The organism is Aliiglaciecola sp. 3_MG-2023 (genome assembly GCF_030548205.1).
In the GTDB taxonomy this organism is placed as follows: Bacteria; Pseudomonadota; Gammaproteobacteria; order Enterobacterales; family Alteromonadaceae; genus Aliiglaciecola.
Window position 1 is genome coordinate 186,675 of the sequence record NZ_JAUORV010000009.1, and the last position, 21,496, is coordinate 208,170.

Here is a 21,496-nt window from a genome sequence, read left to right on the forward strand (position 1 = left end):
TGCCTGTATAGCACCACAATTAGCAAAGTTAAGAGCTCAGATTTATGCATGCGGGTTTCGCAAACCCACTAATATAAATGACTGCTGCCATTTTGACTGTGTGGTGATTCAGACGGATGAATTTGTCGCCTATTCTTGTTTACTTAGCTTGTCGCGTAGCATCAGATCCACTGGCTATGTTGTAACAACGAAAAAATCGTCGAGTCTGTGGAGACAGCCCCTTCAGCCTAACGATGTTATTGAGCTCATAAGGAAAACCTCATCCGCTGGACCACATTAAACATTTTTGATTAGCGGGGCATTTAAAAACGCTGTTAGCCTTATCAATTGGGCGATTTTTAATCCATGGGTTTTAGTTGCTGTGACGATTTTCATATGTTGGCTTTTTTCGTTGGCACGGAGTCAAAAGAAGGAAAATATGTGGAATAGAGGGGGTTTGCAGAACTTAGTCAACGCTACTTGTGAACGGGCTATTTTTCAACAAGCAATGAATAATATGGCATTATTAGATAAAGCTTGCGCGCTTGAAATTGATAGCTTAGCTGCTTATCAACGCGTCATTAAAACCATAAGCATAGAAGCCTTAAATGAAAATGCAGCCTGGTTACAGCTGCATAGAATGAACGCTTATCAAGTTCAGGTAAGTTAGCCTGAATTCCCCGGCAATTAAATTTTTGTTAACCAACCATGGGTATCCGGAGCTTCACCCCATTGGATTTGATTTAGCGCTTGACGCAATTGAATGGCTTTAGGACCCGCTTCTCCAGTACCGACTTTAATATCTTGGCCTTTATGGATTAAGGTGCCCACTGGAGTCAAAACCGCAGCCGTACCAGAAAGTGCAGCTTCAGTGCCTGGCTTTGCCACACGTTCTAAGAGTTCGTCTACAGAAAGGTTACGTTCACTCACTTTCATACCTAAGTCGGCGGCAAGAGTCAGTAGCGTACTACGTGTAATTCCATGTAAAAATGAGCTATCCAAAGCTTTGGTGATGATTTCATTACCATCGATCAAAATAAAGTTTGCAGCGCCGGTTTCTTGTACATCACCATCCGGGCAAAATAGAATTTGGTCAGCATCAAATTTTTCTTTGCCTTCGAGTATGGGTCCTAGAGCACTAGCATAATTGCCACCACTTTTGATCATACCCATATGAGGCGCACAACGCATACCATCCTCTGCCAATAGCAGTCTTAATGGACGAGCTCCTCCCGCAAAGTAATCACCCACTGGTGATAACAGAACATACAACATTGAAGTCGCTGACGGTGCTGCTGCTTTACCAATAGAAGGTTCTGTACCGATATGGGTTGGACGAATATACATAGAACCAGGAGGCTGCGGCACTTCGTCAGCGTATTTCGTTACCATTTCAACGATCATTTGCGACAATTGATTTTCATCAACTTCCGGTAAAAACAATAATTTGGAACTTTGTACCATTCGTTTAATATTTTCTTCCATACGAAAAATATTCACGCTGCCATCTTTATGTCGAAATGCTTTTAGTCCCTCGAAACATGTACTGGAATAATGTAAAACATGGGCCCCAGGATGCATCTGAATACTTTCAGCGCTGACAAACTCAGCCTTACTCCAGTGATCATTTTCAAAGGTAGTAAGTGCCATTTCAGGCATAAAAACAGTTCCAAATGCAGCCATAACAGTCTCAAATCTCCAAAATATTAATAAGATCAATTTACCGATAGAATTAAAAGTAATCCCATCAAGGATTATATATTCGATTTTACGCTAGAAGCAGGGGCAAACACTAGCATTGTAAGGATAAAAATATATTTTAATGCTTAGCAATCCATATCCGCTCATATTTTGAACTAAAAATGCACAGAGATACATCAAAGTTGTGGTGGATTGACCCGAAAATGAATACTTGAAGTGAGCTCAACAGGCACGTCATTGGCAAAAATAATTTGTTGTTCACATATCACTGCAATCACTCTATCTTGCCAGCATAGAAGCAAACTACGCTCTCTTTCCCATACTGGCACATCCCACTGTTTAAACCATTGTTTCAACAATTTTGAATGGCTCGAACCAAGTGGTTTGAATTTCAGGCTGTTAGCACGAGATTTAATCATCAATTGCCCGACGTACTTCTCTGCAATGCGTAAATGCCCTAAATCATTGGGTAAATCTGTGCTCGCTGTAGTTAAAACAAGATCCACTTCAGATTCTAACACTTGCTTCTTTACACAATATAAGTGTTCTCTAAAGCGTCGCAGCTGATAAAGGCCGATATCAATCATCGGGTTGCCATCTTGTTTGGCACATAAGAGTTTTGGTAATTCGCCTAAGGCGGTGTGAGAGGGCATCTCGACTTTCTGTTCAGAAAGCCAATATCGTACTATTTGATTCTGCCAAGGGGTTGAAAGATCGAGTAACTTATTAATATCAATGGCAAACCGTGAATTTATCATTGATTGCAAATGTTTAGCATTAACTTCATCAAGAAGTTGCTGCTGTTGTGCACATAATTGGGCTGAGCGGCTGGCAGCAGAGGCTAGATTTGGCCAGCGTTCTAACATCGTTGGAATGACTTCCGAGCGCAAAAAGTTGCGGTCGAATCGAGTATTTTGATTTGACTCATCTTCGATCCATTGCAAGCCTTTTTGTTGCGCCAATTGCAATATTTCACGTTTTTCCAATTCAAGAAACGGTCGAGCCAGTGTAATGCTATTTTCACTTACTGCTGATTGGGCCATGGCTGAGAGCCCTTTAGGGCCTGCACCACGTTTTAATTGCAACAAAATTGTTTCCAGTTGATCTTGAACATGTTGACCTAGCAAGATCAAACCATCATGTTCCGTCATGGCCTCTAAGGCTTGATAACGAACTTTTCGAGCAGCAGCTTCCAGACCGCCATTTGCCCTAGCGTCCACCTTCACCTGCTGAACTTTAAACGAAATATCTAGATCTGCGCACACTTGCTGACAATGCCGTTGCCACTGATCCGCATTGGGGCTTAAGCCATGGTTAACGTGTATTGCCAAATAATTGTGTGCGGGATATTGGCCCATCAGTTCTGCCACCGTTACCAGCAACAAATGAGAATCCACCCCACCACTGTAAGCAACAACAACTTGCCTGCCAGATCCTTCAAGAAATTGAGAAACACATTCTGTGATACGATTTTGTAGTTTCATAAGGCAAAAACCGCCTTGTAAAAACAAGACGGTTTGGAAACGCGATTAATGGTTAGCTTAACAATAACCAAAAGACATGATTCGCTCATAACGTTGTTCGAGCAGTTCATCTTTAGATAAGCTCATCAATTGTGATAATTGTTGCTTGAGGGTTGCTTTAAGGTTTGCAGCCATGGCGTCATGATTACGATGGGCTCCGCCTAAGGGCTCCTCTACGATATTGTTAATCAATCCGAGGTCTTTTATCTGACCTGCACTGACACCCATAGCTTCAGCTGCCAACGGCGCTTTTTCGGCACTTTTCCATAGTATGGACGCGCATCCTTCAGGAGATATAACCGAGTAAGTACTGTATTGCAGCATATTTACTCTGTCACCAACACCAATGGCAAGTGCTCCACCTGAGCCACCTTCACCAATCACCGTACAGATAATAGGCACATTCAAGTCCGCCATTTCTTTAAGATTACGGGCAATGGCTTCACTTTGTCCACGTTCCTCCGCACCAACTCCGGGATAGGCTCCAGGGGTGTCGATGAAGGTAATAATAGGTAAATTAAATCGCTCCGCCATATGCATTAAACGTAGGGCTTTGCGATACCCTTCAGGTTTAGGCATACCGAAGTTGCGGCGGATTTTTTCATGGGTATCACGGCCCTTTTGATGACCAATCACCATAACGGGTTGACCATCAAAGTCTGCTAACCCACCAACGATAGCTTTATCATCTGCAAAAGCACGATCACCAGCTAACTCATCAAACTCTTCAAAAAGGCGCGGAATATAATCCAGTGTATAAGGTCGCATTGGGTGCCTTGCAATTTGTGAAACCTGCCAAGCTCCCAAATCGGAAAAAATTTTAGCAGTCAGTTCTGCACTCTTTTCCCGCAACTTAGTGATGGACTCTTCAATGCCGACATCAAACTCACCGCCTTGATTGACTAACCGTAGTTCTTCAATTTTTGCTTCTAAATCAGCGATAGGTTTTTCGAAATCAAGATAATTCAAACTCATTCCAAACCTTATATTTGTTTACAAACACACTATTGGTGTTAACTAAATTGCAGCTCTACCGCTTGTTTAGGTAGCATTTGCTGCAATTCATAAATTAATTGGTCTTCTGGTGTCACGTACCACTGCGCACCAAATGCTAAAACCATTTCTGCATCGGGATGAACAACCCGCATATTAACCGGACAACTTCCACCTTGATAATTTTGCAGAACTGCTTGCAGTTTAGCCACTCTTTCATCGTTACACCAGTCAGATTCTACTTCTAACCCTAGGCATTTTACATTTTTCTCTCGAGCCTGCACGATATCCATAGCGTCACGACCGGATATTGTATTGCCACCTGAGAAATCATCAAAGCTGACCTGTCCGGAAATCAGCAGAATTCGGTCAGGTTGAAGCAGTTCTTCGTATTTCTCAAACATGTCTGGAAAAAAGCGCGCATCCATTCGAGCACTTTTATCATCCAAAGTAACAATTGCCCAACGTCGCCCTTTTTTGTTAGTCATCACTCGAACGCCAATAACTAAGCCAACGGCGACAGAGGTAGTATCCTTGTTGGTGGGTTTTAAGTCCACCAAACGAGCTGAACTATAATGTTTCAGCTCTTTTTCATACTGATTTATTGGATGACCTGTTAAGTATAGGCCAAGAGTTTCTTTTTCTCCGTCTAACCAAATTTTTTCTGGCCATTCAGGTACATTTGCAAACGCCTGTTCTACCTGATCCGGCTCTGTGGTCAATAAACCGAACATATCAGATTGACCATGAGATTCAGCTTTGGCATGTTGATCTGCCGCTGCAATCGCTTCTGGCAAGGTCGCCATGATACAGGCACGATGAGGCCCTAAATTATCCATAGCGCCAGCCATCACTAACTTTTCAAGGACTCGTTTGTTTATTTTCTTCAAATCAACCTTAGCACAAAAGTCAAATAAGTCAGAAAACTGAGTATGCTCTTTACGAGCAGCAATAATCGCTTCGATAGGACCTTCCCCTACCCCTTTAATTGCACCAATGCCATAAACGATACGGCCTTGTTCATCTACCGTAAATTTATATTGTCCGGCATTCAAATCAGGTGGCAGAATGGTCAATCCCATCCGGTTACATTCATCCACCAAAGTAACAATCTTGTCGGTATTATCCATATCAGCTGACATTACCGCGGCCATAAACTCGGCAGGATAATGGGCTTTCAGCCACAAAGTTTGGTACGACACTAGGGCATAAGCCGCGGAGTGGGATTTGTTAAAACCATATCCAGCGAATTTTTCCACCAGATCGAATATTTTCATAGCAAGATCGGGATCGATATTATTGCCTTTAGAGCCTTCGGCAAACACACTACGTTGTTTCGCCATCTCTTCAGGTTTCTTCTTACCCATTGCTCGGCGCAACATATCGGCACCACCAAGACTGTAGCCCGCCATGGCTTGGGCAATTTGCATAACTTGTTCTTGGTACAGAATGATGCCGTAGGTCGGTTCCAATATTTCTTTTAAACAATCATGTTGATATTCTGCATCTGGATAGGAAATTTCTTCTCTACCGTGCTTTCTATCTATGAAGTTATCTACCATCCCTGATTGCAAAGGACCAGGTCTAAATAGTGCTACTAATGCGATAATATCTTCGAAGCAATCAGGCTTAAGACGTTTAATTAAATCCTTCATCCCCCGTGATTCTAATTGGAATACTGCGGTTGTTTCGGAATTCAACAGGGTTTTAAAGCTTTTAGGGTCCTCTAGTGGAATCGCAGTAATATCGATTTGCTTGCCGCGACCTTCGGCAATCATGTCGATGGCCCACTGAATAATGGTAAGTGTACGTAATCCTAAGAAATCGAACTTCACCAGCCCGGCTGTTTCAACGTCATTTTTATCGAATTGAGTAACCGGATTTTTACCTTCATCATCGCAATATAGTGGCGCAAAATCGGTAATTTCAGTTGGGGAGATGACCACCCCTCCGGCATGTTTACCGGCATTACGAGTGACGCCTTCTAAGATCCTAGCCATATCAATTAGATCTTTTACTTCTTCATCTTCTTGATAAAGCTCTGGCAACCTTGGCTCAACGGCAAACGCTTTTTCTAAGGTCATACCTGGATCAGAGGGGATTAACTTCGAAATCCTATCGACAAAACCATAGGGATGGCCTAATACTCGTCCTACATCTCGAACTACCGCTTTAGCGGCCATGGTACCGAATGTGATTATTTGCGATACGGCTTGACGACCGTACATATCGGCCACGTGATCAATCACCTCATCACGTCGGTCCATACAAAAATCAACGTCGAAATCAGGCATGGATACCCGTTCAGGGTTGAGGAATCTTTCGAATAATAAATCAAATTCTAGGGGATCCAAATCGGTAATATCAAGGGCGTAGGCCACAAGAGAACCTGCACCTGACCCACGTCCTGGCCCTACAGGAATACCATGATCTTTACTCCATTGGATAAATTCCATTACGATCAAGAAGTAACCGGGGAACCCCATTTGGTTAATAACGGTTAATTCAATTTCTAAACGCTCATCGTATTCGGGTCTTTTTTCTGCTCGTTCTTGTTCGTCGGGAAACAAGAACTTTAAGCGTCTTTCTAATCCTTCCCAGGAAACTTTAACGAGATAATCAGCATCAGACATGCCGCCAGTGGGGAATTTAGGCAAAAAGTATTCGCCCAAGGTCACGGTTACGTTGCAGCGTTTGGCTATTTCAACGGTATTTTGCAACGCTTCTGGAATATCGGAAAACAGCTCACACATTTCTTCAGGGCTGCGCAGGTATTGCTGCTCACTATAGAGTTTAGGTCGTCGTTTATCATCGAGTGTATAACCATCATGGATACACACTCTAATTTCATGGGCGGCAAACCCCTCTTTGGCGATAAAACAAACTTCATTGGTGGCAACCACAGGCAGATCATGTTCCAACGCCCAATCGGTAGCGCGTTGAATATATTCTTGCTCACCCGGGCGACCAGTGCGATTAAGTTCTAAATAGTAACAATCCTGAAAGTGACTCTCATAGAATTGGGAAATTTGTGCAGCTAAAGGCATATTACCTTTGGTTAGTACTTGCCCCAGATCACCCGACAAGCCACCCGAAAGTATAATCACCCCTTCTTTATGTTCAACCAGCCATTGTTTATCAATGACGGCTCGGTTTTGCACATGACCTCGCTGATAAGCTTTAGAAATGAGCAAGGTAATATTTTTATAGCCTTGGTTGTTGCTTGCCAGCAAAGTGAGTCTAAATAACTCCTCTCCTAATTCTTCGCTTTGGACCCAAAAATCAGCGCCGATGATGGGTTTAATCCCGTTAGCATGGGCGGCATCGTAATATTTCACTAAGCCACACATATTCATCTGATCGGTAATTGCCACTGCGGGCATGCCCATTTCTTTTACTTTTCCAAGAATAGGCTTGATCTTATTCAGACCATCCATCATCGAATAATCGGAATGGACGCGCAAATGTATAAAATTTACTGGGTCTTGACTGACTTCAGACTGCACGGATAACTCCATTTTGTTGTATCAAAACCTGTTGCACTGGTTTAAAACTCATACGGTATTCTTGTGTTGGACCCAGTTCAGCCAAACGTAGCAAGTGGGCTTTGGTGGGGTAGCCTTTATGTTGATTAAAACCATATTCTGGATATTGTAAATGTAATTCCGCCATTTCCCTATCACGGGTAACTTTAGCAATAATAGATGCAGCTGAAATCTCAGCAACGCTGCCATCTCCTTTTACAATAGCTTCACTAATGTATTGCCAATCAGGACATCGGTTTCCATCGACTTTAACTAGATCAGGTTGTATTGATAAGCTTTCTACCGCTCGTTTCATGGCTAACATGGTGGCATGTAAAATATTAAGATGATCAATTTCTTTGGGGCTTGCTCGCCCCACCGACCAGGATAATGCGTTTTCAATAATTTCATCGAAAAGGAGATTGCGCTTTTTTTCACTTAGCTTTTTAGAATCATTCAATCCTAAAATAGGCTTATTGGGATCAAGTATAACCGCAGCAGTGACCACATCGCCCACTAAAGGACCACGACCTACTTCATCCACTCCGGCAATCCGCAAAGCATCATTCATATTGGGCACCAATTAATTTTAGGACTGCCGCAGCGGCTTGTTTATCTGCATCTTGTTTCAACATTTTATGCAACCCTACGAATTCCTCCGGGACCTTTAAGCTGTCTCCGCTAAACATGGGGATCAGGTACTTGGAGATAGTCTCTGGATTGACCTCTTCTTGCAACAATTCAGGGACTATGGGCTTATCTGCCAACACATTTGGTAATGAGAAATAATTAGGCTTATACATTACTTTCATGATTTGGTGTGTCAGCCATTTCAACCGATAGGCAACCACCATTGGACGTTTGCATAACATGGCTTCTAAAGAAGCTGTACCCGAAGCAAGTAAAATTCCATCCGCCGCTATCATAACGTTACGAGACTGCCTCATGACTACAGATATATGCATGTTTTTAGGATATTTTGGTGAATCTTTAAATGTCGCTACTATTGCTTCAATTTGATTTTTTCGCGACTCGTTTACCGCTGGAATAATCACATGCAAATCATCAACTGTGGCACAGACTTTACTTGCACTTAGCAAGAATATCTCAAGCAGCATACTCACTTCCCCCCCGCGACTGCCAGGTAATAACGCCAATACTTTTGCGTTTTCACTTAGTTCCACGCCATCTAATTGTTGACGAGCCAGTGCCTGATCGGGGTAAAGGGCGATGTCATCCGCCATAGTGTGACCAACAAATTGACACGGGAAGCCATGTTTGTCGTAAACCGCTTTTTCAAATGGGAAAATACTGAGTACCAAATTGGTTGCCTCAGCGATACCAAATATACGATTTTCACGCCAAGCCCAAACGGTTGGACTGACATAATGAACGGTTTTAATGCCTAGTTTTTTGAGTTTCTTTTCTAAGGGAAGGTTAAAATCTGGAGCATCCACGCCTATGAACACATCTGGCGGATCTTCCGTAAAATGTTGCAAAACGGATTTTCGAATGAATAACAGTCGTCGAATGCGAGACAGTACTTCGACTATTCCCATTACCGAAAGCTCTTCCATATCAAACAGGGTCTTGCAACCTTGTTCAAGCATATTTGGCCCAGCGATCCCTGTAAACTGCGCATCAGGATGAATGGCAAGGATCTGTTTTATCATACCCGCAGCTAAAACGTCACCAGAGGCTTCTCCGGCAACGATAGCAATTTTTAATGGACGCTCAGACATATCAGGTTGGCTCGCAGTTTGCGATAAAAACTAAACACTAAGTTTAGCGGATAATTCCTCGATTAGAGTTCGCAACAAATTCGGCCATTAAACCCACTTCTTTTGTGGTTTCTGCCATCTTGCGTAACTCTTGCACAGCTTCTTCGGCTCGATTACCATTTCGATAAAGTACTTTATAAGCACGTTTAATACTCATTATCACCTCTTTATCAAAGCCTCTGCGACGTAAACCTTCAGAGTTAATTCCGGCAGGCGTATTATCGATTCCGTTGATCATTACATAGGGAGGAATATCGCGTAATATAATCCCACCGCCACCGGTAAAGCTATTAGAACCAATTTTACAGAACTGATGCACAGCGGTATTACCACCTAATATAACAGAACTGCCAACATGCACATGACCAGCCAAGGTTGCATTGTTTGCAAAGATATTATCATCGCCAATCACACAATCATGGGCCACATGGGCATAAGCCATAAACAGATTATTAGAGCCTATTTTAGTAAGGGATTTGTCTTGAACAGTACCACGGTGGATAGTTACTGATTCCCGAAAAACGTTATTATCACCGATTTCAAGGCGAGTTTTCTCGCCAGCATATTTTTTATCCTGGCATTCTTCACCTATGGAGCCAAATTGGAAAAAACGATTGTTTTTACCAATCGTACATGGCCCTTTTATAACCACATGTGACTCGATAACAGTTCCACTGTCAATCTCAACATCTTCACCAATAACGGAATATGGTCCTATTTGAACGTCTTTTGCTAATTTAGCAGACGGATGCACAATAGCAGTATCATGGATCACAGGTTACATCTTCCTCATTGCACACATAAATTCAGCAACACAGGCTTCTTGGCCGTCGACACTGGCGACGCCCTTAAATTTCCAAATACCGCGTTTTTCTTTAACCACACACACATCAAAATCTAATCTGTCACCAGGAACCACTGGACGTTTAAAACGCGCGTTGTCTATTCCTGCATACAGGTATAATTCATCGCTATTGCCTGCCGTTTTAAACCCTAGGATACCAGCCGCTTGGGCCATGGCTTCAAGAATTAAAACACCAGGAAATATAGGCTTGCCAGGGAAATGGCCAGTGAAACACGGCTCATTAAAGGTTACATTTTTATAGGCTTTGATGGTTTCACCTAGAACGTATTCAGTCACTCTATCAATCAGTAGAAAAGGATACCTATGGGGTAAAAGCGCCATAATTTCTTCGATTTCGATAGTGTTCAAATTGTCGGCCAAAGGCTGATCTCCTTTATGAAGTAATGGTGTCGCCCCAATTACTTTGTAGTTTGTTGTTTTTCTAAAACTTTGACACGTTTAGCAATAGACGAAATTTTCTTGAGTTGAACCGCATTTTTACGCCACTCTAAATTTGGTACCGCCGGCATACCAGAAGAATATAAACCAGGTACGGTTACACTCTTGGTCACCATGCTCATTCCAGTAAAGTGCGAGTTATCGCAGACTTCAATATGTCCGTTAAAGCCACACAGCCCTGCAACGCTGCAATTTTTACCCAATTTAGTACTGCCAGCTATCACTGAGCATGCTGCCATAGCCGTATTTTCGCCAATCTCAACGTTATGGGCAATTTGTATTTGATTATCAATGATCACGCCATCGGCAATAATCGTATCCTCTAGGGCACCACGATCGATGGTGGTACTAGCACCAATCTCAACACGGTTACCTATGACAACACGTCCCAATTGCGGAATTTTAATCCATTTACCTTTATCATTAGCATAGCCAAAACCATCACTGCCAATAACGGTAGCAGATTGGATTAAGCAGTGCTCCCCCATGACAGTGTTGTGGTAGATAGTAACATTTGCCCAAAGCTTGGTTTTGTTTCCTAATTGGCAGTTTTTGCCAATAAAGGTACCCGCTCCTACTTGAACATCGTCACCCAGCACAACCCCAGACTCAATGACGGCTTGTGCTCCCACGCTTACATTTTCACCCATAATCACATCATCTGCTATTACAGCTGATGGATGAATACCTGATGCGGCATCAGGAGTCGTATCAAGGGCCTGTGCAACTAACGCGAATCCTACATATGGATTTGCATGAACCAGCGCTGTACAAGGACAATGGGATAACTCATCTGGATGTAAAATAACCGCCTGTGCTCTAGTGTCAGCTAGATGACTACGATACTTGCTATTCGATAAAAAGGAAATCTGACCAATGCCTGCATTCGCCAAGGTACTCAAACTATTAATCTGGGTATCTTCAGTATCATTGCCAGATAAATGGATGGTAGCGCCAATAAGATCTGCCAATTGTTTTAAACTGAGTGACTGCATACAGGCTCCGGTGGTTATTTCATTTGACTAACTTTTTTCAATACTTTTTCTGAGATATCGTATTGAGGAGTAGCAAAAACAACCGCTTGTCTGTCTAAAACCATATCAATTTTCTCTTCAGTGACAACCGCTTGAATAGCTTGCTGAAGAATAGTCACGATTTTAGTGTTTTCTTCTTGTCTACGTTTTTGTAATTTTTCCTGCAATGGTTTTGCTAATGCTTCAAATTCAGTATTAGCAGCTTGTAAACGCTCCTGCTCCGCTTTAATTTGCGCTTCGCTCATTGTAGGTGCGTTTTTCTTAAGTGTTTCTAGGTCAGTCGCTATTTTCTGACGCATAGCATCGACCTTTGAACCTTCGTCTTTAAATTCAATTTGTAATGCTTGCTGACTAGCAATTGCTTGCGGCATTTGCTGAATAACCGCTTCACGACTCACAACTGCAATTTTCTGTTCTGCGTAAGCAACTGAACTTAATAAAGCACTACTGAAAAGTGCAGTAACAACTAAGGTTTTAAATATTTGTTTCAAGGGAAACTCCTTCCTGGTTTAAATTATGTTCTTAGCTCAAGCTAAGTATATGATTAATAATCTTTGATTAAAGTCGTGTTTAAAATGTTTGTCCAATATTGAAAGAGAAGAATTTAACGTCATCTCCAACACGTTCTTGTAGAGCTCTTGAGAAGCTAAACACCATTGGTCCCATCGGTGAAAGCCATTGTACAGAAACTCCATAAGAAGCTCTATAGCGAGTCCAATCACTGTAATCGGCTACAGGGTCTTCACTAATCTGGTCTAAATCGCGATACAAGCTATAGTCGAACTCAGTATCCCACACATTACCGGCATCAATGAATAGACTTGAGCGTACTGAATTATCGAACTCTTCGCCCACAAAGGGAGTAGGTACAATTAACTCTACGCCACCGAGTAACATAGCATTACCACCTAAGGAGCGAGAAGAAACGGCAACTTGGTCAGATTCAGGACCTAACAAGATAGTTTCTCCGTCGGGACCAACAATACTGGTTGGAGATAATTGCACGCCACGTGGTCCTACGGTGTTATTTTCGAAGCCACGTAATGTATCGCTACCACCAGCGGTGAAGTTCTGAGTAAATGGTAGTATTTGTTCAATCCCATTTGTTTCACCATAGCCATTACCGTAGCCCGCACGTAATCGAGTCAGTACAGACCAACGTTGGTCACGACTAAGAGGGAAGTAGAACTTAGTATCAAATATCGATTTGAAATAATTGACGTCAGAATTAGGGGTAGTAATGCTAAAAGATGCACTTTGTGACGAACCTGCCGTTGGGAATATCCCTCGGTTTAAGGTACTACGTGTCCAAGATACTGATGCTAAAAAGCTTGAGTAATCAATAGGAGCATCTGGATCATCTTCATTTACGAATTGATTGTAGAAACGATCAGTCTGTTCATAGTTACTGCGTCGAGACAGCTCGACATCACTAAAGCTTAGACCAAAGTTAATTCGGTTAAATTCGTTGATTGGGTAACCTGCATTTACACCAATACTGTATTGTTTACTGTTGTATTGAACGAGGTTTGCACTACCCGCATCAAACTCACTGTATGAAATACTGCCACCTAAACTGATTCCATCAATGGTGAAATAAGGGTCAGTATAGGATAGCTGAATACTCTTTTGATAGGATACCGTACTCACATTAAATGCTATTCGTTTACCCGTACCTAGGAAGTTATCCTGTTGAATACCCGCTTGTAAGCTCAGTTTTGTTCTATCACCGTACCCTACACCCGCGTTAAACGAACCTGACGGTTGCTCTTTAACTTTATAGACGACGTCGACTTTATCATCTTCACCTGGTAAACGGACGGTTTCGAAGTCCACTTCTTCCATATAGGTCAAGCGTGATAAGTTGTTCTTAGATGACTCCAGTGAACTATTAGACAACCAAGTTCCTTCCATCTGACTCACAGATTGACGCAACACTTCATCGGCTGTCACAGTGTTTCCTTCAAAGGTAATGCGGTTCACGTAAATCCGCTTACCAGGATCCACCGATAAGGTTAATTTAACAGTTTTGTCTTCATCATTAATTTCAGGAATGGTGGTGACTGTAGGATAAGCATATCCAAAGCGACCTAGGTACTTACTGAAGAATTCTTCAGTATAAGTAACCTCTGCTTGGTTGTATAACTCACCAGCTGTAAGCGGCAAAACGGCGCGCATGTATTCTTCGTTGCCTAGCAAGTCACCGATTAGGTCTACTTCTGAGATGGTATATTGCTCACCTTCAGAGATATTCATTGTTACATAAATACCGTCTTTTTCTGGGGTCATGGAAACTTGAGTTGAATCCACTTGATAACGCAAATATCCGCGGTCTAAATAGTAGCTTCTCAAGGTTTCCATATCGCCAGATAGCGTTTGTTTTTGATAACGAGTTTCAGATAAGAAATCCCACCATGGCGTATCAAACTTCAATTCCATCTGTCTAAGTAACTCTGCATCAGAGAAGACTTCATTACCCACAATATTAATTTGTTGAATTTTTGCCGAGTCACCTTCTTCAAACAACAGCTTCAAATCAACGCGGTTACGGGGCAATGGCGTGACAATGGCACTTACGTCAGCATTATATTTACCGATACTGTAGAAAAAGTCTTTCAAACCATTTTCGATACCGGTCAAAACGGTTTTATCTAAAGGTTCACCAACTCGAATGTTGTTACCATCCAAACTTTCTTGTAGCTGCTCATCTTTAATATCGTCGTTGCCGTCAAAGATAATATTACTAATCGTGGGGCGCTCTTTCACTTTAACAACCAAAGTGGTGCCGTCACGAAGAATTTCGATGCTTTCAAAGTGAGTAGATGAATACAGGCTACGAATTAACTGCGCCGAGCGGAAACTGTTCATGGTATCGCCGACTTGCACCGGCAAATAGGTCAGTGCAGCCCCCAAAGCAACCCTTTGTAAACCTTCAACTTTGATGTCGGATACGACAAACTCTTGGTCTGTAGCAGCAAATGCAAAGCTAGCACTGGACCATATTAATCCGGCTACAACTAACTGTTTAAACTTCATTTATTAATATTCTTCCTAAGCACTCATAGCCTACTTCGGCAATGTAGTTTGTGTCATCCACACTATAAACGCGCAATGTCATTATAAAACGCTACTGTCATTAACAGTAACAAGATGATCCCGCCAATTTTAAATCCGACTTCTTGCACAGATTCTGGAACCGGTCGCCCAGTTAAAAGCTCTATAAAATAATAGAGTAAGTGCCCACCATCAAGCACTGGAAGAGGGAAAAGGTTAATAATTCCCAAATTCACACTAATAAGCGCTAAAAAGCTTAAAAATGCGACAATTCCAGCACTCGCTGTCATCCCTGCGCCCTGCGCAATCGATATAGGGCCACTTAAACTTTTTACCGATACATCGCCAGTAAAAAGCTTACCAATCATGTCGAAACTTAAGGTTATAAGTCGCCAGGTTTCACTTACTCCTTCAGATAAACCTTCAACTGGACCGTATTGTTTGTGAAATAAATACTCTTCAGGATAAGGTTCTAAATAGGTGACTACACCTAATAGACCCGTATCAGGATCGTCTGGCTTCACGCCAATAGTCGCGGCTACCTGTTGTTCAATGCCATTTCTATCGATAGTGATAGTAACATTTTGTTTCGGGTGCTGCTCAATCAGCTCAACTATTTGTTCCCAATTTGCCACAGTAGTTCCATTAAACTTGAGAATAATGTCATTCACCTGCAAACCAGCCTGTGCTGCCGGTGAAGATTCACTCACTAGCGCAAGCTGTTTGGTTGGGTTAGTTCGAAATGGAGCAAAGCCTAAGCTTGCCATGGGTGACGTGGTTTCAGGGTCAAATTGCCACCCCGTTAAATCAAGATCCAGTGCTTTGTTGTAACCGTCTTTAGTTGTTACTTGGACTTGCGTATGAGAATCACCAATTAGACGCATAACTTCATAGTTAACGGCTTGCCAATCTTTAGTTTCATGGCCAGATATGTGGGTAATCTGATCCCGTTCCTCAAAACCAGCTTGGGCAGCAATTGAGTTGGCCTCTACATTTCCAACAATAGGTTTAACCGCTTGTTCGCCTATCAACAGCATCAAATAAAGGGCAAAAATTGCGAATAAGAAATTCACCATAGGACCGGCAGCTACAATGGCAATGCGCTTGAGAACATGTTGGCGATTAAATGCGTAAGGCAAATCAGCATCGCTGACCTGCTCAACCCGCTCATCAAGCATTTTTACATAGCCACCCAAAGGAATAGCCGCAATAACGTACTCAGTACCGAGTTTATCAGTGCGTTTCCACAACGCTTTACCAAAACCTATGGAGAAGCGTTCAACTTTCACCCCACAACGACGTGCAACCCAAAAATGTCCCCATTCATGGACAGCAACGAGTATTCCTAGGGCAACCACAAATGCCGACAGGTTACGAACAAACTCGAAAATCACACTAAACTTCCTATAAACTGTTTTGCAAGGATCCTAACTTCTTTATCTACAGCTAAAATTCCTTCGATATCGTGTAGCGGCTGGCTTTCAATGCGCTGCAACATTTCTTCGTTAACCTGGGCAATTTGAGAAAAGCCAATTTGCTCTGATAAAAAGGCGTCCACAGCCACCTCATTGGCAGCATTGAGTGCTGTTGTAGCATGTTGTCCCGCGTCGCACGCATCAATGGCTAGCTTCAAATTTGGATAACGCTGAAAGTCTGGCATCTGAAAACTAAAATCCGCTAAAGCAGAAAAATCTAACGGTTTCACGCCTGCATTAATACGCTCCGGAAAGGCTAAACAATGGGCAATGGGGGTTTTCATGTCCGGATTCCCCATCTGCGCCAGTACCGAGCCATCGGCATATTGCACCATAGAATGAATAATACTCTGGGGATGCAATACAATTTGAATATCTGCCCCGTTTAAGCCAAACAACCATTTCGCTTCTATGAATTCTAAACCTTTGTTCATCATGGTGGCTGAATCAACGGAAATTTTGCGTCCCATATCCCAATTAGGATGAGCACATGCCTGGTCTGGAGTAATATCCTTAAAGCTGTCTAAAGGACGATTTAGAAATGGTCCACCAGAACCGGTTAACAATATTTTGGCAATCCCTGAAGCAGCCAAATCACCATATTGAAAGTCTTGTGGTAGACATTGAAAAATAGCATTGTGCTCACTGTCGATGGGTAAAAGTTGCGCGCCGGTTTTATTTACTTCTTGGATGAAGATATCACCACACATAACCAGTGCTTCCTTATTCGCCAACATCACCTTTTTCCCCGACTTCACTGCCGATAAAGTAGGTAATAACCCGGCAGCACCTACGATTGCAGCCATAACACTGTCAACCTTAGGATCCGATGCGACTTGACACAAACCTTCTTCGCCTAGCAACAATTCACAGTTTAGATTTGCATGTTTAACGGCCTGTTGAGCCGAAGCGTAAGAGGCTAAATCTGAAATGACTAAATAGTCAGGCTCAAATCTAGTGGCTTGAGAAATAAGCTTATTAACATTGGAGTGAGCAGTTAACGCAACCACGTTGAACTGTTCTGGATGCAGTTGAATAACATCTAACGTGCTTTGTCCTATGGATCCTGTGGCACCTAAAATCGCAATATTTTGCATTAAGCCATCCACATCACGTAACAATAAGCAAATACTGGAAATGCAGCAGTGAGACTATCAATTCTATCTAGAATACCACCATGACCAGGCAGTATCTTGCCGCTGTCCTTAATACCCGCACAGCGTTTAAACATACTTTCGTTTAAATCGCCCAATGCAGAAACCCCGACAGTTAAACCGCCAATCAAAACATGCATCCAGATTCTACCTGGATCTACCTGATAGTGCAGAGCAGCAAAGGCAATAATTGCAGTAGAAGCAGCGATACCTCCAGCCAAACCTTCGAGGGTTTTTCCTGGAGACACATTAGGTCGCAATTTGTGGCGTCCGAATTTTACACCAACAAAAAAAGCACCGATATCTGCCGCCCAAACAATACCTAGCACATAAAAGATTAGCGACACACCGTAAAAGGGGTCGATATCGTACATATGAGAACGGAGGGAGACAACAGACACAAAAGTAGGGATAAGTGTAAACACACCAAATAAACAACGTATGGCTTTACTCGTTCGCCATATCGCTGAAAAGCGTGGATAAGCAATAATCATAAGAAGTGAAACAAACCACCATATTGCAGCCACACCTAAAATATAGACGTACAGACTGTTTAACGCCCCTTGGTACCAAATAAAATCAGTGGGTACCCAGTAAACTAAGAAAAGGCAGCAAAAGAGGATAAAAAACGCATAAATTGCTTTTTGAAGCCTAGGCTTAATACTCGACATATTAGCCCATTCATAACCACCTAACCCTACTACCAGAGCAATAAATAACTCAAAACCAAGTAGGGGTAGAAATAAAATACAAATTATCGCCAGAGGAGCTAAAATAACTGCTGTGATTATTCGCTGTTTTAACATAATTAGCCTTTGAGCTTAGGTGAATACATTGTCATTTAGTTTCCACCTGCTCTCCTGTCATACCAAATCGTCTTTGACGCTCAGAATAATCATTAACTGCAAGCTGAAATGCTTGCTCATCAAAATCTGGCCAAAGGGTATCAGTAAAATAAAGTTCAGCGTATGCACATTGCCACATCAAAAAATTACTGATCCTGTGTTCTCCACCAGTGCGAATGAGCAAATCAAGTTCCGCTTGGTCGGCTAAAGCCATAAACTGATTAAAATCGGCTTCATTAGCGCTGTCGATACTCAAACCTTTTTCTACGGCTTGTTTAGCAAATGATTTAGCGGCATTCAGAATGTCCCAACGCCCACCGTAATTGGCAGCAACATTAAGGGTTAATGCGCGATTGTTTTCCGTCAGTTTTTCGGCTTTTTTAATTTTTTCAACAAGTTTACTATCGAAGCGAGATCTGTCACCAATGACCTTTAAGCGAACATCATTTTTATTCAACTTCTTGGCTTCGCTATTTAGTACAAAATTAAACAAATCCATTAAAACCCCCACTTCTTCTGCGGGACGGTTCCAATTTTCACTGCTAAATGCAAATAAGGTAAGTGACTCAATGCCATTTTGACGAGCAAAGCGAACAGCAGACCGCACAGACTCAACACCAGCTTTGTGCCCGAAGGTGCGGATCTTACCCTTCTTTTTTGCCCAACGGCCGTTGCCATCCATAATAATGGCAACATGTTTGGGGATATTTAGATTACTCATAAGGTAATAGGAATCAACCGTAAAGGTTAAATTTCCATCAACTCTTTTTCTTTATCTTGCAAAGCGCTATCGATGGTTTTTACAAATTCGTCGGTTAATTTTTGAATTAACTCTTCGCCTTTACGGCCTTCATCTTCGCTCAGCTCTTTTTCTTTTACCAACTCTTTTAGATCAGCGTTGGCATCGCGGCGAATATTACGCACGGCAATACGTGCTTGTTCAGCTTCGTTTCTAACCACTTTAATTAGGTCTTTACGACGTTCTTCTGTTAGTGGCGGTAATGGTATGCGAATAGCGGCACCTGAACTCATTGGATTTAAACCAAGGTCAGATTGCATAATCGCTTTTTCAACTGCCGCCGCGGCACTTTTATCAAATACCGTTAACGCTAGTGTTCTTGCATCTTCAGCAAAGATATTGGCTAACTGCTTAAGGGGTGTATCAGCGCCATAATATGGCACCATAATACTATCTAAAAGCGCTGGATGAGCGCGACCAGTTCTAATTTTACTTAATTGGCTCTTCAGTGCACTGATGCTTTTTTCCATGCGTTGTTTTGCATCATCATGAATGTCATTTATCACTGCAATCTCCCTAATTCTTATTATACTAATCGTTTTTAAAATCGTTGTTATTGATTGTCTGTGCCTTGATGGGAAATTGTTGTCCCTTCATCTTCGCCTAAAACAACACGGCGTAATACGCCAGGTTTGTTCATATTGTAAACACGAATTGGCAAGCTATGATCCCGCGCCAAAGTAAAGGCTGCTAAGTCCATAACTTTAAGTTCTTTTTCGAGAACTTCTTGGTAACTTACGTTTTTAAGTAATACCGCTTCTGGATTGGTGACCGGGTCATCATTGTATACGCCATCCACTTTAGTACCTTTAAGTACTGCATCAGCTTCTATTTCAATACCGCGTAAGCAGGCTGCTGAGTCTGTGGTAAAAAATGGGTTACCTGTGCCCGCAGAAAAAATCACTACCCGTCCAGATTTCAAAAGACTAATTGCCTCAGTCCAATTGTATGCATCACACACACCGTTGAGGGGAATCGCTGACATCAAACGTGCATTCACAAATGCGCGATGTAGCGCATCTCGCATGGCTAAACCGTTCATTACAGTGGCCAACATGCCCATGTGGTCTCCCACAACTCGATTCATTCCAGCTTTCGCTAACCCTTCACCGCGAAATAAATTTCCGCCACCAATGACTAATCCTACTTGCACGCCCATTTCAACTAATTCTTTGATTTCTTGGGCCATTCTATCTAGAACTTTGGCGTCGATACCGAATCCTTCGTCACCCATCAGGGCTTCACCACTTAACTTTAGCAGAATTCTTCGATATGCAGATTTTGGTGCAATACTCATTTATTGGCTATTCCTTAGTTAATTGGATAAGGGGCTCAAACCCGCTAAATTTATCCGCGTAAATAGTACATATAAAAAGGCACCTCGTATTGAGGTGCCGATAGTTTATATGACATTGGCTTTTCGCAAAAGCGAAAGGCTCAATTATTTCTTTGCGGCTTCCATTTGCGCTGCTACTTCAGCTGCAAAATCTTCTTCTTTCTTCTCGATACCTTCACCAACTTCGAAACGAACGAAATTGATAACGTCAGCACCTTTAGCTTTCAAAAGTTGACCAACAGTGTTTGAAGGATCTTTAACGAAAGGCTGACCAGTCAAGCTAACTTCGCCAGTGAATTTCTTCATGCGACCGATAACCATTTTTTCAGCGATTTCAGCAGGCTTGCCTGATTGCATAGCGATTTCAAGTTGAATTTCTTTCTCTTTCGCTACAACTTCTGCAGGTACATCTTCAGGCTTAACAAACTGAGGACTAGCTGCGGCAATATGCATCGCAATGTCTTTTGCCAAATCTTCGTCACCGCCATTCAAAATAGCGATTACACCAATACGACCGCCGTGCACGTATGCACCAAGGTTGTCACCTTCAACAGAGATAACGCGACGAGGAGAGATGTTTTCACCGATTTTTGCAACTAGTGTGTCACGGGCATCAGAAACAGTCACGCCATCGATTTTGCTATTGTTAAGCGTATCCATGTCGTTGATTTTATTTGCAGAAGCAACATCAACCAATTTGTTAGCAAAGGCTAAGAAACCATCATCGCGAGCAACGAAGTCAGTTTCACTGTTAATTTCCATCATAGTTGCTACACCATTAGCAACTTTAGTCATAATCACGCCTTCTGCTGCAATACGGCCAGCTTTTTTAGCGGCTTTTGCTTGACCAGATTTACGCATATTTTCAATTGCTAGCTCGACATCACCGTCGGTTTCTACCAATGCTTTTTTACAATCCAACATGCCTGCGCCGGTGCGCTCGCGAAGTTCTTTTACTAGGGCTGCTGTCACTGCCATTTTGGTTTCCTCAGCAT

Annotated in this window: 19 protein-coding genes; 1 reads left to right on the forward strand and 18 read right to left on the reverse strand. The window is 42.3% G+C overall.

All coding sequences use genetic code 11. The annotated features are described in order from the left end of the window. Positions 1-418: 418 nt before the first annotated feature. Positions 419-649, forward strand: a complete 231-nt coding sequence (locus Q4574_RS12315) for a hypothetical protein (protein ID WP_303474441.1) — start codon at positions 419-421, stop codon at positions 647-649. A 17-nt stretch (positions 650-666) separates the two neighbouring features. Here Q4574_RS12315 and Q4574_RS12320 read toward each other — a convergent pair whose 3' ends face one another. From Q4574_RS12320 to tsf, 18 genes are all read right to left on the reverse strand, one after another. Next, positions 667-1,662: a branched-chain amino acid aminotransferase gene (locus Q4574_RS12320; protein ID WP_303474442.1), complete on the reverse strand. Its 996-nt coding sequence runs from the start codon at positions 1,660-1,662 to the stop codon at positions 667-669. Between the two features lie 194 nt (positions 1,663-1,856). After that, on the reverse strand, positions 1,857-3,164 hold the full coding sequence (gene tilS, locus Q4574_RS12325) for a tRNA lysidine(34) synthetase TilS (RefSeq protein WP_303474443.1): 1,308 nt from the start codon (positions 3,162-3,164) through the stop codon (positions 1,857-1,859). 57 nt (positions 3,165-3,221) lie between these two features. Beyond that, the gene (accA, locus tag Q4574_RS12330; protein ID WP_303474444.1) at positions 3,222-4,178 is read right to left on the reverse strand and encodes an acetyl-CoA carboxylase carboxyl transferase subunit alpha; all 957 of its coding nucleotides are present in this window, start codon (positions 4,176-4,178) and stop codon (positions 3,222-3,224) included. Positions 4,179-4,216: 38 nt separating this feature from the next. Then, entirely contained in the window at positions 4,217-7,714 is a 3,498-nt protein-coding gene (dnaE, locus tag Q4574_RS12335) for a DNA polymerase III subunit alpha (protein WP_303474445.1), read from the reverse strand. Further along, the gene (gene rnhB, locus Q4574_RS12340; RefSeq protein WP_303474446.1) at positions 7,692-8,291 is read right to left on the reverse strand and encodes a ribonuclease HII; all 600 of its coding nucleotides are present in this window, start codon (positions 8,289-8,291) and stop codon (positions 7,692-7,694) included. Before rnhB ends, dnaE begins: the two co-directional genes overlap by 23 nt. Next, positions 8,284-9,462 (reverse strand): lipid-A-disaccharide synthase, encoded by a 1,179-nt coding sequence (lpxB, locus tag Q4574_RS12345; RefSeq protein ID WP_303474447.1) that lies wholly within the window; start codon positions 9,460-9,462, stop codon positions 8,284-8,286. Before lpxB ends, rnhB begins: the two co-directional genes overlap by 8 nt. 43 nt (positions 9,463-9,505) lie before the next feature. Continuing rightward, positions 9,506-10,276 carry an acyl-ACP--UDP-N-acetylglucosamine O-acyltransferase gene (lpxA, locus tag Q4574_RS12350; protein WP_303474448.1) on the reverse strand — a complete coding sequence of 257 codons (771 nt, stop codon included), beginning with the start codon at positions 10,274-10,276 and terminating at the stop codon, positions 9,506-9,508. 3 nt (positions 10,277-10,279) lie between these two features. Beyond that, entirely contained in the window at positions 10,280-10,726 is a 447-nt protein-coding gene (fabZ, locus tag Q4574_RS12355; RefSeq protein ID WP_303474449.1) for a 3-hydroxyacyl-ACP dehydratase FabZ, read from the reverse strand. Between the two features lie 38 nt (positions 10,727-10,764). After that, a complete protein-coding gene (lpxD, locus tag Q4574_RS12360) occupies positions 10,765-11,799 on the reverse strand; it encodes a UDP-3-O-(3-hydroxymyristoyl)glucosamine N-acyltransferase (protein ID WP_303474450.1) in 1,035 nt (344 codons plus the stop codon). 14 nt (positions 11,800-11,813) lie between these two features. Next, the gene (locus Q4574_RS12365) at positions 11,814-12,329 is read right to left on the reverse strand and encodes an OmpH family outer membrane protein (RefSeq protein WP_303474451.1); all 516 of its coding nucleotides are present in this window, start codon (positions 12,327-12,329) and stop codon (positions 11,814-11,816) included. Between the two features lie 79 nt (positions 12,330-12,408). Next, entirely contained in the window at positions 12,409-14,874 is a 2,466-nt protein-coding gene (gene bamA / locus Q4574_RS12370) for an outer membrane protein assembly factor BamA (RefSeq protein ID WP_303474452.1), read from the reverse strand. A 62-nt stretch (positions 14,875-14,936) separates the two neighbouring features. Beyond that, on the reverse strand, positions 14,937-16,283 hold the full coding sequence (rseP, locus tag Q4574_RS12375) for a sigma E protease regulator RseP (protein ID WP_303474468.1): 1,347 nt from the start codon (positions 16,281-16,283) through the stop codon (positions 14,937-14,939). After that, positions 16,283-17,464 carry a 1-deoxy-D-xylulose-5-phosphate reductoisomerase gene (gene ispC / locus Q4574_RS12380; RefSeq protein ID WP_303474453.1) on the reverse strand — a complete coding sequence of 394 codons (1,182 nt, stop codon included), beginning with the start codon at positions 17,462-17,464 and terminating at the stop codon, positions 16,283-16,285. Before ispC ends, rseP begins: the two co-directional genes overlap by 1 nt. Further along, positions 17,464-18,327 (reverse strand): phosphatidate cytidylyltransferase, encoded by an 864-nt coding sequence (locus Q4574_RS12385; protein WP_303474454.1) that lies wholly within the window; start codon positions 18,325-18,327, stop codon positions 17,464-17,466. Before Q4574_RS12385 ends, ispC begins: the two co-directional genes overlap by 1 nt. A gap of 31 nt (positions 18,328-18,358) precedes the next feature. Then, positions 18,359-19,087, reverse strand: coding sequence for a polyprenyl diphosphate synthase (gene uppS / locus Q4574_RS12390; protein WP_303474455.1), 729 nt, complete (start codon positions 19,085-19,087; stop codon positions 18,359-18,361). 26 nt (positions 19,088-19,113) lie between these two features. Continuing rightward, complete coding sequence (gene frr, locus Q4574_RS12395; RefSeq protein ID WP_303474456.1) at positions 19,114-19,671, reverse strand: ribosome recycling factor; 558 nt, start codon at positions 19,669-19,671, stop codon at positions 19,114-19,116. Between the two features lie 47 nt (positions 19,672-19,718). Then, positions 19,719-20,462, reverse strand: coding sequence for a UMP kinase (gene pyrH / locus Q4574_RS12400; RefSeq protein ID WP_303474457.1), 744 nt, complete (start codon positions 20,460-20,462; stop codon positions 19,719-19,721). 144 nt (positions 20,463-20,606) lie between these two features. Continuing rightward, the gene (gene tsf, locus Q4574_RS12405; protein WP_303474458.1) at positions 20,607-21,479 is read right to left on the reverse strand and encodes a translation elongation factor Ts; all 873 of its coding nucleotides are present in this window, start codon (positions 21,477-21,479) and stop codon (positions 20,607-20,609) included. Positions 21,480-21,496: the final 17 nt, after the last annotated feature.